13 protein-coding genes and 1 pseudogene are annotated in these 11,877 nt (G+C 41.7%); 8 read left to right on the top strand and 6 right to left on the bottom strand.

Annotation, left to right across the window (positions count from 1 at the left end; genetic code table 11):
• The first annotated feature begins 114 nt into the window (after positions 1 to 114).
• From FTT73_RS07115 to FTT73_RS07085, 8 genes and pseudogenes are all read left to right on the top strand, one after another.
• Positions 115 to 705, top strand: coding sequence for a LemA family protein (locus FTT73_RS07115; protein ID WP_180191210.1), 591 nt, complete (start codon positions 115 to 117; stop codon positions 703 to 705).
• A gap of 30 nt (positions 706 to 735) precedes the next feature.
• The gene (locus FTT73_RS07110) at positions 736 to 1,776 is read left to right on the top strand and encodes a YgcG family protein (protein ID WP_180191209.1); all 1,041 of its coding nucleotides are present in this window, start codon (positions 736 to 738) and stop codon (positions 1,774 to 1,776) included.
• Positions 1,770 to 2,330 carry a TPM domain-containing protein gene (locus FTT73_RS07105; protein ID WP_180191208.1) on the top strand — a complete coding sequence of 187 codons (561 nt, stop codon included), beginning with the start codon at positions 1,770 to 1,772 and terminating at the stop codon, positions 2,328 to 2,330. The genes FTT73_RS07110 and FTT73_RS07105 overlap by 7 nt, the downstream gene beginning before the upstream one ends.
• Positions 2,331 to 2,540: 210 nt before the next feature.
• Positions 2,541 to 2,628, top strand: a pseudogene (locus tag FTT73_RS16585) (prepilin-type N-terminal cleavage/methylation domain-containing protein); the annotation flags it as partial.
• Positions 2,607 to 3,101: a pilin gene (locus FTT73_RS07100; protein ID WP_373686437.1), complete on the top strand. Its 495-nt coding sequence runs from the start codon at positions 2,607 to 2,609 to the stop codon at positions 3,099 to 3,101. The pseudogene FTT73_RS16585 and the gene FTT73_RS07100, both read left to right, overlap by 22 nt.
• 55 nt (positions 3,102 to 3,156) lie before the next feature.
• Positions 3,157 to 4,491, top strand: coding sequence for a sulfatase-like hydrolase/transferase (locus FTT73_RS07095; RefSeq protein WP_180191206.1), 1,335 nt, complete (start codon positions 3,157 to 3,159; stop codon positions 4,489 to 4,491).
• Between the two features lie 146 nt (positions 4,492 to 4,637).
• Complete coding sequence (locus FTT73_RS07090) at positions 4,638 to 4,862, top strand: hypothetical protein (RefSeq protein WP_180191205.1); 225 nt, start codon at positions 4,638 to 4,640, stop codon at positions 4,860 to 4,862.
• 445 nt (positions 4,863 to 5,307) lie between these two features.
• Positions 5,308 to 6,945 carry a PglL family O-oligosaccharyltransferase gene (locus tag FTT73_RS07085; protein WP_180191204.1) on the top strand — a complete coding sequence of 546 codons (1,638 nt, stop codon included), beginning with the start codon at positions 5,308 to 5,310 and terminating at the stop codon, positions 6,943 to 6,945.
• Positions 6,946 to 6,993: 48 nt separating this feature from the next.
• Here FTT73_RS07085 and bfr read toward each other — a convergent pair whose 3' ends face one another.
• The 6 genes from bfr to gmk all read right to left on the bottom strand — a co-directional run bounded on the left by bfr (position 6,994) and on the right by gmk (position 11,857).
• Positions 6,994 to 7,458 carry a bacterioferritin gene (gene bfr / locus FTT73_RS07080; protein ID WP_180049914.1) on the bottom strand — a complete coding sequence of 155 codons (465 nt, stop codon included), beginning with the start codon at positions 7,456 to 7,458 and terminating at the stop codon, positions 6,994 to 6,996.
• A 225-nt stretch (positions 7,459 to 7,683) separates the two neighbouring features.
• Positions 7,684 to 7,878 carry a bacterioferritin-associated ferredoxin gene (locus FTT73_RS07075; protein WP_005094295.1) on the bottom strand — a complete coding sequence of 65 codons (195 nt, stop codon included), beginning with the start codon at positions 7,876 to 7,878 and terminating at the stop codon, positions 7,684 to 7,686.
• Positions 7,879 to 8,096: 218 nt separating this feature from the next.
• Complete coding sequence (locus tag FTT73_RS07070) at positions 8,097 to 8,480, bottom strand: RidA family protein (protein WP_005263848.1); 384 nt, start codon at positions 8,478 to 8,480, stop codon at positions 8,097 to 8,099.
• A 75-nt stretch (positions 8,481 to 8,555) separates the two neighbouring features.
• Complete coding sequence (locus FTT73_RS07065; RefSeq protein ID WP_005168843.1) at positions 8,556 to 10,661, bottom strand: bifunctional (p)ppGpp synthetase/guanosine-3',5'-bis(diphosphate) 3'-pyrophosphohydrolase; 2,106 nt, start codon at positions 10,659 to 10,661, stop codon at positions 8,556 to 8,558.
• Positions 10,662 to 10,875: 214 nt separating this feature from the next.
• Complete coding sequence (rpoZ, locus tag FTT73_RS07060) at positions 10,876 to 11,157, bottom strand: DNA-directed RNA polymerase subunit omega (RefSeq protein WP_004650579.1); 282 nt, start codon at positions 11,155 to 11,157, stop codon at positions 10,876 to 10,878.
• A 76-nt stretch (positions 11,158 to 11,233) separates the two neighbouring features.
• The gene (gene gmk / locus FTT73_RS07055) at positions 11,234 to 11,857 is read right to left on the bottom strand and encodes a guanylate kinase (protein ID WP_180075332.1); all 624 of its coding nucleotides are present in this window, start codon (positions 11,855 to 11,857) and stop codon (positions 11,234 to 11,236) included.
• Positions 11,858 to 11,877: the final 20 nt, after the last annotated feature.

Here is an 11,877-nt window from a genome sequence, read left to right as displayed (position 1 = left end):
AATTTTAAAGTGTGAAGCATTAAAAAGATTATAAAAAGTAACAAAACTTTAGAAAATACTGTTTAAAATCAAATTAATTAAATAAATATCAATAAATAATTGAGGATAAACATCATGCGTCTATTAAAACAATCTTTAATAACCCTGATGCTGGCCAGTACCTTGACCCTCACAGGATGTGGCTATAACACTTTACAGGTGAAAGATGAAGCGGTAACCGCGTCATGGTCTGAAGTGCAAAACCAGTATCAGCGCCGTGCCGACCTGGTGCCGAATCTGGTCAATGTGGTTAAAGGCTATGCCGCACATGAAGAGCAGGTACTCACCGAAGTGACTCAGGCGCGTGCCAATGTTGCCGGTTTAAAAGTAGATCGAGAAGTACTGGAAGATCCCGAATTATTCCAGCGTTATCAGGAAGCGCAGTCGCAAATGACCAGTGCCTTGTCGCGCCTTTTGGCGGTGACTGAAAATTATCCAGACCTGAAAGCCAATCAGCAGTTCCGTGATTTGCAGGTGCAGCTCGAAGGCACTGAAAATAGAATCGCGGTGGCACGTAACCGTTATATCACTACGGTGCAGGACTTTAATGGCTATGCGCGTCAGTTCCCGCAAGTGATGACGGCAAAAGTAATTGGTATGGATACCAAACCAAACTTTAGTGCCGAGCAAAGTGCCCAAAAAGCTCCAACGGTTTCCTTTGAATAATGACTGACTTGTGAATAAGCGAGAAATCAGATGTCTGAGATGCTGCTGAAATACTGTGCCGGGTTGCTCCTCATGTTGGGTATGGGGCTAACCACACTTGTTTCAGCAGAAACAGCCACGGCGATGGATACAGAAGAAGTCATCGTGGCGCGTGAAATCTTACAGCCTAAAACTGGTCAAAATGCTCCAGTTCAAGAAACTGGGGCTACAGCAGCGTCGCAGCCACAAATTGCCAATGATATGACAGAAGGGCAGTTGCAGCGGGACTTACCAAGTCTGAATGAACCGGTGATTGATCAGGCAAATTTACTTAGTTCTGCTGAAAAGCAGCAGCTGAGCCAACGTATCTTGAAACTTTATAATGAAGGTAAAGGTCAGATTGGGGTGGTCATTGTACCCACCACCGGTCAAGAAGACATTTTTAGTTATTCAATGCGCGTGGCAGAAGCCTGGCAATTGGGTTCGGCTAAACGTGATAATGGTTTATTGATGACCATTGCCATCAATGATCGCCGCATTCAGATTTTGACCGGTTATGGTCTGGAAGGCGTATTGCCTGATATTGTGGCAGGGCGAATTATCAATGACAACATCACGCCGTATTTTAAACAGGGTCAGTATACTCAAGGCATTGCTGCAGGTCTGACTGAAATTGAACGGATTTTAAATCTAGATCCTGAAATTGCCGCACAGGCGGCCGATGAGCTTAAAGAACGTCAGGAACAGGCTTATCAGGCACAAAAAGCCAGCAAGGCGACGTTCAGTAGTGTGCTGTTTATTATTGTCGCAGGTGTCATAGGTTCCATGATTTTCGGCAGAAAACTGAGCGCTGCGACTGCCGCAGTTGCAGGGACTGCTGCTGGTCTGGTAAATGGCATGGGGCTGCTTGCAAGTTTGATGATTGGTGCAGGTATTTTCTTTTTATTGATCACCTCTATAGCCCAGCTGATATTACATGCCTTTTTATCGGGTGGTGGACGCGGGGGCGGGAGTGGACGTGGTGGTTTTGGCGGCGGCTTCGGTGGAGGCGGTGGCGGTTTTGGTGGGGGAGGTGCTTCAGGCTCATGGTAACAACAACAGATTCAACAGATATTGTCACGCAAGCAAAAATTATTGAGCAACATCAGCCCAGTTTTAAACGCTGGCTCAAGCATGTTTGTCATATTCCTTCGGCAAAACGTTTTTACTCCAAGCAAGATCAACATGCGATTGCGCAAGCGGTGGCAGAAGCAGAACATGGTCATGTCGGAGAAATTCAAGTCGTGATTGAAGCTTGTTTACCTGCGGCAATTGCCTATCAGCACGATACATTAAGTCGCGCACGTCAGCTCTTTGCTGAACTGGGCACATGGGACACCGAATATAACAGTGGTGTATTGCTCTACTTAAACTTATGCGAGCGAAAAGTCGAAATTGTGATTGATCGTGGTATTCGAAATGCCACAACGCAAGAAATTTGGGATGGAATTTGCCAAAATATTCTTCAGCAATTGGCACAGAAAAAATATAAAGAAGCTTTGGTAGATGGTGTTTTTGAAATTGGTAAGGTGTTAGATGCCTACTATGATCGGCAGATTCAGGATTTAGACAATGAGATCAGTAATCAACCGATTATACTCGGGTGAATAAGGTCTCAAAACTGACAATTTTTGTCAGTTAGTTACACAAAATGAAACATGAGTGTTACAAAAGAAAATATTTTTTTTTAAACTGCTGTTTTTTCTGTCAAAATTACTATAATAAAACTTGGCACGTTAGATGCTAAGTATAAATAGCTTTAACTTTTAAGCTTTATAAATAAACAATAAACATTTGTGGAGAATGTTATGAAATCAATACAAAAGGGTTTTACCCTTATTGAATTAATGATCGTTGTTGCAATTATCGGTATTCTTGCTGCAATTGCGATTCCTCAATACCAAAATTACATTGCAAAGTCTCAAGTAAGCCGTGTGATGTCTGAGTCTGGTGGTCTTAAAACTGTAGTTGAATCTTGTATTAATGAAGGACGTGGATTAGCTAGTGCAGATGAAGCTTGGCATTCTAACTACCCGGCAACTGTGAGTGCAACTACCCCATTACCTGCTGATGAATGTGATTTAGGTGCAACAGCATCGACATTGATCGATTCTACACAGGGAGCGCGTCAAGGTAGTGGTGTTGCTGCTACTGCAGGTACTAATGGTTATCCAATTGTAGCTCGAGATGATACAAATGCTGCGATAATTACAATTACTTCTAACTTTGGTAGTTCTGCAGCAGCTTCAGTTGCTGGAGCAGCGCCTGCTACTGCGCCTAACACTCTTGTTTGGGAGCGTTCTGCAGAAGGTACATGGCGTTGTTATACAACTGTAGACTCTAAATTCCGTCCAAACGGTTGTACAGCTTCAAGCTGATAGTTAAATTTAAGAAAGCTCTCTTTATGGGGGCTTTTTTTATGGAAGTAAGCTATTGAAATCAATATTATTTTTAATGCTGACCAACGTGGTACTGTATGTATTATGTGGTTATTTAGGTCTTGAGCGTGTTGTTTTAAATATAGATTATATACTGGTCATTATTTGTTGGGCATTTGTGTCAAAGCGCCTTGCTAGTTTGTTATGGTGTATTGTCTTAATTTCTGATGTACTGCTATGTCTTCGCCAAATCTTCCCATTTTTTAGGCTTCAAGACATATTATATATTTCCAAATTTATCTGGATTTCTTCAGATTACTATAAATTTTATGTTTTTTTACTCATAACGTATCTATGCCTTGGTGTATATATTTTAATTAAGAGTCATAATCATAAAAAAATGACAGTATGTTTAATTTTTGTCAGTAGTTTTTTATATTTGTCGCAAACATTTTATCATCAATTAAATCCGTATAAAAAGAAAATATGGATTGAGAGTGAGTTTGTTGAGTTTATTGCTTTGCAACATCGTGATTTTCATCAATCACTTAGGGATCAGTCTAAGCCCCTTATCGCGCTAACTAAAAATCCTGTAGCTACAGATAATTTAAGAAAAAATTTTGATGGAATAACACATAGTCAAAAAAATGTCTTACTTGTTGTTGTTGAATCTTTGGGTTACCCTCGTGATCCATTGATTTTGGAAGAGTTGCTAAGACCTCTAAAACAAAATTCATTATTGGAATTTAATAAAATTACAAAAGCTAGCTATGTTTCAGCTACTGTGGATGCTGAATTGCGAGAGCTGTGTAAGGCACAAACTCAAAATTTTAACTTAAAAGATAATATAGATGGGTTTAGTAATTGTTTACCGCATGAATTTAAAGCAAAAGGTTATGAAACAACAGCAATGCATGGCGCTTTAGGGTTAATGTATGATCGCAAGTATTGGTACCCACGTGCTGGTTTTGATCAAACAATTTTTCAAGAGTCGAAAGATTGGAAGACACGTTGTTACTCTTTCCCAGGGGTATGTGACCGAGAGTTAATAGAGGGAATTTCAAAACAATTTAACAAGCCTAATCCACAATTTTTTTATTGGCTAACCCTAAATAGTCATGCAGTATATGATTCAAGAGATATCTATTTAAATAGATTTGATTGTGGAAAATTTGAAATTCCAACAGGTTCAGAAAGCTGCCGTAATCTAAAACTTCAAGCACAGTTTATATATTATTTGGCAAATTTAACGACTAAAAAAGAGATGCAAAATACTGAAGTTATTGTGGTGGGGGATCATACGCCAGCGATTATAAATCTAACTGAAAAATCACGAGTATTTGAAGATCATAAAGTTTTAGTATTGAATTTTTCCATCAATAAAATTTAATAGAGTTTTAAGTAGGTTATGTCATGCTTTCTAAAAGAATGAAATATTTTTGAATACACTGAAGTGGCTCAATCATAGTTAGTTTACTACTCGTAGTATTAGTTTTCTTTATTTGGTACCCCACACTTTTAACAGCTGCAGAAGGTGTGATTACTATCTTATTCATGATTTTAGTTGTTGATGTGATTGTTGAGCCGCTATTTAGTTTATTAGTGTATCAGGAAGGTAAAAAAACTTTACAAATCGATTTGAGCATTATTATTTTGGTTCAAGCTATGGCCTTAAGTTATGGGGTTTATACGATAGCTCAGCCCCGTCCGGGATGGATTGTGCAAAGTGGTTGGTTGAAGTGGTGCCTGCAAATACTATAGATAAGAAAGATTAACTACAAGTACCGTCACCCTATCATCGAAATAAGTTTGCTACAGCCACAATAGGTGGCTGTAGCTGATGCTAAAAATCCAAACAATAGCTTATACTGCACCGCATTTAATAACATCAAAATTTAATCATATGAGATATGCGGATCAACGCTTAAAACAGCATAGTGAGTCAATAACTACATTGATCTAATTTAATGAAAAGCAGATTGTTGAATCTGTGTTAAATAATACGTCAAAGGCTAAATACTGGATGTCATTACGTACGTCGAGTAATGGTTTAACTGTGTTATTGGATAAGCACTATCAGATCCTAAAAGTAGTTGATTTACGTCCTTGGAATTAAACGCCCTATTTAAGTTTTTCAAAAAAGCAGATTACCTTTTAATCTGCTTTTTGCTTATCATGTGCAACATCGAAAAGCATTGATACTTTCATGAAAGCCACACTTGCCCTCATTGCAGCCATTCTCATCTCCCTTGCATGGCTTATCCCTGTCCACTATCGCCCATGGGTCACCTATACAGGTGAGCTATATGCATTTTTTGCCCTTTTTGCTTTAGCAGCTATTTGCTTCAAAGAAAAAGTGGGGATGCCGAAAATCACGTTGCCATTGCTGCTGCTCGCATGTGTGCCATTGCTGCAATTGCTTATGGGACAGGTCTTTTTCTTTAGCACCGCCATGATGGGTTTTATTTTCGTGTTTGGGTTTTGGTTGGCAAGTGTACTGGGTTATAACCTTTCAACAGGGAACTATCGTCGAGAAGAAACCTTTACTAATCTGAGTTATGTATTTTTGGCTTCAGGGACGATTACGGGTTCAATTGCGCTGTGTCAGTGGATAAATCTGGATTCAGTCTTGCCAGGCATGGTGAATATCAGTGGTACTCAACGTCCCTATGCCAACTTTGCCCAGCCGAATAATATGGCGACTTTTTTAGTTATGGCATTGATGAGTTGCCTTTATCTATATGAAAAGAAAAAAATCCAGACCAAATGGTTATTTGCCTGCGCTGCAGTGATTGTTATAGGAGTTGCTCTAAGTCAGTCACGTACCGCGTGGGTCGCTGCGATTGCGATCATGTTGTATTTAGCTTTATATCAATATAAAGGCATTATTCGTCTGAAATGGTACTACAGCACAGCTTGGTTCATTTTCTTTATTGCCTGTATCGTGACTTTTCCATTACTCAGTCAGCTCGCTGCCCAGGCGATGGATGCGGATGTCGTGCAAAGTCGGGATGTGGTGTCGCGTGCCACCGGAGATATGTCACGCCTCGCAATCTGGCAGCAAATGCTGGCTGCAATTCAGGCACAACCATGGTTTGGCTATGGCTGGTATCAGACCAGCGTGGCTTTTGTTTCGATCAGCGATACGGTACAAGGTCCGGTCTGGATTCGTAGCGCACATAATTTTATTCTGGACTTTTTGCTCTGGAATGGACTGCTCATCGGTTTGCCTTTCTTGGCCTACTTTGGTTATTTGGGTTATCAGTTACAACGCTGGGCCAATACCCCGGAGTCCGTGATTGGGATTCTGATGATCGGGGCATTTGTGACACATGCCATGTTTGAGTTTCCACAGCATTATGCTTATTTCTTATTACCGGTCGGATTTATTCTGGGCACGGTCTTGGCGCAAAATCCGAAAATTAAAACCATTACCTTGCCTTCTATATGGATGAAGCTTACTTTCAGTCTTGGATTGCTAGTATTGGTCGTGATTTATCGAGATTACGATACGGCAGTGCCAAAACTCGGACAAAGTATTCGCTATGAACTACAGCCTGAAGAAATCACCAATCAAAAGCCGATCTATCTGCTGACTGAGTTTAATCACCGCATTGACTGGATTCGAGTCAATCCTTATCGCAAGATGAGCGAAGATGAAATTCATCAATATGAAAAGTTGGTGGTGAGCTATCCAACCAAATACAACTTTTTAAAATATATTCGTTTATTGGCGTATAACGGCTATGTCGATGAAGCACAGCATCAACTTCAGCGTTTAAATACGATTCAGAAAACTGAACTCAGCTATGCAGAAGTGACGCAGGATATGCCACGCCAATAAGTACAAAAAAGCCAGCAGATGCTGGCTTTTTTTATTGTGAATCGAATCTTAGAGCTGACTTTGAATATAGTTTTCGATACCCACACTTTCAATCAGATCGATTTGCGTGGTCGTCCAGTCCAGATAGTTTTCTTCTTTTTCCAGAATTTCCTGTAGCAGATCGCGGGTCACATAATCCATTTCCGTTTCAGCCAGTGCCACAGCTTTCTGAATGGTTTCGATGTTTTCTTTGACTTTGCGGACATCACAATGCAGTACTTCTTGCGTATGCTGGCCGATATACAGTTTGCCTAGGTGTTGCAGATTTGGCAGACCTTCTAAAAATAAAATCCGTTCAATAATCTTGTCAGCATGCTTCATCTGCACAATGGATTCTTTATATTCTGCCGAGCCCAGTTTCTCAATGCCCCAGTCATTAAACATGCGCGAATGCAGGAAATACTGGTTAATCGCAGTTAGGTGGTGATACAACACCTGATTGAGCTGATTAATCACATCACGATTGCCTTTCATCACATAACTCCATTTGAACCTGATTTATCTTTCTAAGAAAGCGCTCTAACTCATGATAGTAAAGCAAGTCAGGGGGCAATGGCGAGTAATTTATAGAACAGCAAATGAAAATCGCAATCGAATCCATCCAGCTCCGGATCGATGACAATAAAAACCCGCCAGAGTCAGAGGCGGGGGAGGAAGAATGATCTGAGATCATTGGTGTTATCATTATCTTTATTCGATTTAGGCGGCCACAGCCAGACGGGCTGCAATTTGTGAAACTTCATCACTGATGATCATACGGGCTTCTGGTGCACAGCGGCCACAGCAAGTTCCCAAGTCCAATGCATCGCGCACATCACGATAACTTTCAGCGCCATTTGCAATAGCATCTTTAATGTCTTGATCTGTAATGCCACGGCATAAACAAACGTACATAGGACACAACCACAGTGTTTAAATAAGATAAGTAATATTATTGATAATTGTTATCGTTTGTCAATAAAAATCATTTGAAATAGCTTTTATAATGATTGGTGATTTAGATAAAAAAATATCACTCAAGCAAAAATCCGATTATTGCTTGGGTTTTTGCTTGAGTGATTCATGATTGCAAACGAAATATAGAAGCTTAGGTGTTACATAAATTTTAAAAATTATTGCTGAATGATGACAACGCCATCCATCTCGACCAGAGCATCTTTTGGCAGGCTGGCAACACCGAGTGCTGCACGTGCTGGATAAGGCTGGGCAAAATATTCACCCATAATCTGGTTCACCAGCTGGAAATGCGATAAATCGGTCAGATAGATATTCAGTTTGGCGATGTCTGCCAAAGAGCCGCCAGCCGCTTCACACACCGCTTTCAAGTTGTCGAATACACGGCGAATCTGAGCTTCAATGCCTTCAACCAGTTCCATACTATAAGGATCCAGACCAATTTGACCGGATAGATATAGGGTATCCCCCACTAAAATAGCTTGCGAATAGGTACCAATCGCAGCAGGGGCATTTTCAGTATGGATTACTTGGCGGGACATGAATTTCTCCTTTTATCATCAACATGCATCATATTCGATCAGTTCAACCGACAACAGCATTATCGTTTTAAATGATTAACTCGCTTTAGAGGCTTCGCTCAGAATGACCGGTTGGGTCAGACGGGTAATTCTTGGAAAACCGAAATACATACGCAGGTCCCGGATGATCTGGGCAATCTGTTTACGGTTGTGTACCACGATATTGACATAGGTCTGTTCATCCTGGGTACGCACCATTTCCACCCCGGAATGTGCTTTACGACATTGATAGATCAGGTCAGAAATCTGCTCATCATCCATGGCCAGATCAATGCTGAGATAGGCGCTAAAGCTGATATCGTCCAGATCGTCGGCAGTCCACTGCAAGGGCATGATATTTTCAGGGTGCTGATGCTGTTCATGCAGCAGGTTATGACAGCGTGAACGGTGCACAATCAGGCCGCGACGAGTCAAATGACCTTGAATCGGATCGCCCAGCACCGGATTACAGCAATGTGCATATTTGACATCTACACCTTCAGTGCCCTGAATCAGGCGCCCTGAGCTGGCAATGTTTTGATGCTGATCTTGGGCGAATAAATGATTGGCCACCAGTTGCGGCAATAAGTCACCGACTGCAATCTGCTCAAACAGCTGCTCTTTAGTCGCAATATGGCGCCATTCCAGCAGGTTTTTCCAGTCCGCTTCGGTCAGATCCCGAATTGAGCGATGAAACAGTTTTAGGGCACGATTCAGGGCCTGTTGACCCACCAGACGCTGTTCGTCCAGATCCTGATCGCGCAAGATATTCTGAATGGCACGGCGGGCTTTCTGGGTGTTAATAAAGCTGAGCCAGTCCGGGTTGGGGGTTGCCAGGACATCGGTAATGATTTCGACCACCTGACCGCTGACTAGCGGGGTCGAGAGCGGTTTGGTCTCATTGTTAATTTTCGCCCCGATGGCATGGTTACCGAGAAACAGGCTGGCCGCATAAGCAAAATCAACCGCTGTGGCACCTTGCGGCAATTCGTGTAAATGCCCATGCGGGGTATAGACCCAGATTTTTTCCTGATGCAGATAATCCAGTAATTCACTAAAGGTGGTTTTGGCGCATTCACCATCGACCAACACGTTCAGATTTTGCATCGAGGCCTGAATTGCAGAACGACAGGCTTGGGGGGCATTTTCACCCAGTACCACACCAAAACGTGCGGCTTTACGCATCAGTTCGGTTTGAATGGTGAGCGATAACGTGGTTTTTTCACCTTTTAAACGCATCATCAAGGACTGGTTGCCACCGGGTAATGGACGGCGAATATGATCTTCATAGCTTTGAATTTTAAAGCTCTGAGTCAGAATTTCTGCCAGACGGTCACAATCTGCAATGCTTTGTAAAATAATTTCAAAGGCATGGCTATGGGTCAGCTCTTGCAGGTCAATATCATTTTTAACAAAATGGCGTAACAGCTCAATATTGTTATTTTTCTTTTTGATTCGACCTTCAATTTTATAGTCTTCTAAGAGATCATTCAGCTTTTGTTCCCAGATCGCCTGATATTCACAACGTTTTGGCTTGGTTTCTAATAGCGCTGCCTGAACGTTGTTATACATGTCCAGATCAAGATTCTGATAACACAGATGTTCCAGATTGTCGGCCATTTCATTCATGCCGACAATACGTGCCATCGGCACAAAAATTTCAAAGGTTTCGCGGGCAATACGGGCACGTTTGTCCGGGCGCAGCGCTTCCAAAGTGGTCATGTTGTGATAGCGGTCGGCCAGTTTCACAATAATGACACGTGGGTCCTGTAAGGTGGCTTGCAGGATTTTTCGGAATGACGCGGCTTTATTATATTCTTTATCGCTGGAGTGGCTGAGTTTGGTCACGCCATCGACCAGCTCGGCCACGGTAAAACCAAAAGTCTCGCTGATATCATCTTTATTGAAGTCGGTATCTTCAATCACATCATGCAGCAGTGCGGCCATCAGCGTTTCAGTGTCCAGACGCATATGCGCCAAGATACAGCTCACCGCAATCGGATGTAAAATATAGGGTTCGCCACTTTTACGCACGATACCGTCATGCGCGATATCTGCATAATCACAGGCCGCAAGCACACGTTCGACATCACGTTCATTTAAATACGCGTCGATCATTATCTCTAACTGTTGCTTGGCTTGACTGACCTGTGGGCCTGGCATAAAACACCTTTAAAACTGAGTTTCTTACAAATAAAACCATGAAAGCTTTGATTAAATATGAATTGTAGCGCTTGCCAAATTTTTACTTTAACAAATAGAAAGCGGATTCAAGTTCGATAGCTAACCCTTATGTTATAACCGTTCTGGCATAAATATAAAAGTCACATAACAAAAAAAGCCTAGTTTAAAACTAGGCTTTTTTTGTGACGATCTCTTATTGGAAAGAAAAACCGTCTAAGTTTAGATTATTTGCAGAAAGTGCAAGGTCCAGACTTGATGTTTGATAGTCCTGATCACGTTGTTTCAAAATATCTTTGGATACATGACCTGCAGCGATTTCACGTAAAGCAACAACAGTCGGTTTGTCATTGTCCCATTCTACAGTTGGTTCAATACCTTGACGTGCCAATTGACGCGCGCGCTTGCTTGCCACTAGTACAAGCTCAAAGCGGTTGTCTACATGGTCTAAACAATCTTCAACGGTGACGCGTGCCATAAGAATTCTCGTTTGAATAATAAATTTTAACAGACTGCACAGTATAAAAGGCTTTGTCTATAGACTCAAGTTTTAATCACTGTTCAGTGGGTGTGATCAGTTGCTGAATCAGTTTTTCATGACGGTTGGCTTGTTGTGACAAGGTCAAACGGTTGGCGATAATGACCGCTTCGAGATCATGCAGCGCCTTGTTAAAGTCATCATTGATAATAATATAGTCAAAGTTGCTATATTGCTGCATATCTTCCACTGCACAGCTCAGACGATGTTCAATCACATCAACTGTGTCGGTACCCCGGTTAGACAGACGTTCACGCAGGTCAAACTGACTTGGTGGCAAGATAAAAATTTGTTGAGATTCAGGAAAAAGTCGACGGACTTGTTGTGCACCTTGCCAGTCAATTTCCAGCAGCACATCATGGCCTTTGGCCAGTTGTTCTTTAACAGTCGCCTGCGCGGTACCGTAGTAATTACCGAATACTTCTGCGTATTCAATAAAACCACCTTCATTGACCAGATTTAAAAAATCGTCTTTCTGGGAGAAATGATAGTGCACGCCATCGAGTTCGCCAAGTCGTTGACCGCGTGTGGTATGGGACACAGAAACGTGAAGGTTATTGACACGCTCAAGTAGGGCTTTAACAAGGGATGTTTTGCCTGTTCCAGACGCTGCAGAAACGACAAACAAGAGACCCGACATGATATTTTTCCTGATATGAT

Source organism: Acinetobacter sp. YH01006 (assembly GCF_013420445.1).
In the GTDB taxonomy this organism is placed as follows: Bacteria; Pseudomonadota; Gammaproteobacteria; order Pseudomonadales; family Moraxellaceae; genus Acinetobacter; species Acinetobacter pseudolwoffii.
The sequence above is the reverse complement of the archived record's forward strand: the minus strand, read 5'-3'. Positions and strand labels throughout refer to the sequence as shown.

Excerpts from the sequence above, each read along its gene's own strand:
- FTT73_RS07115 (WP_180191210.1), top strand. The coding sequence starts at position 115 with ATGCGTCTATTAAAACAATCTTTAATAACCCTGATGCTGGCCAGTACC.
- FTT73_RS07075 (WP_005094295.1), bottom strand. The coding sequence starts at position 7,878 with ATGTACGTTTGTTTATGCCGTGGCATTACAGATCAAGACATTAAAGAT.
- FTT73_RS07105 (WP_180191208.1), top strand. The coding sequence starts at position 1,770 with ATGGTAACAACAACAGATTCAACAGATATTGTCACGCAAGCAAAAATT.
- FTT73_RS07110 (WP_180191209.1), top strand. The coding sequence starts at position 736 with ATGTCTGAGATGCTGCTGAAATACTGTGCCGGGTTGCTCCTCATGTTG.
- bfr (WP_180049914.1), bottom strand. The coding sequence starts at position 7,458 with ATGAAAGGCAATCGTGATGTGATTAATCAGCTCAATCAGGTGTTGTAT.
- gmk (WP_180075332.1), bottom strand. The coding sequence starts at position 11,857 with ATGTCGGGTCTCTTGTTTGTCGTTTCTGCAGCGTCTGGAACAGGCAAA.
- FTT73_RS07070 (WP_005263848.1), bottom strand. The coding sequence starts at position 8,480 with ATGTCCCGCCAAGTAATCCATACTGAAAATGCCCCTGCTGCGATTGGT.
- rpoZ (WP_004650579.1), bottom strand. The coding sequence starts at position 11,157 with ATGGCACGCGTCACCGTTGAAGATTGTTTAGACCATGTAGACAACCGC.
- FTT73_RS07065 (WP_005168843.1), bottom strand. The coding sequence starts at position 10,661 with ATGCCAGGCCCACAGGTCAGTCAAGCCAAGCAACAGTTAGAGATAATG.
- FTT73_RS07085 (WP_180191204.1), top strand. The coding sequence starts at position 5,308 with ATGAAAGCCACACTTGCCCTCATTGCAGCCATTCTCATCTCCCTTGCA.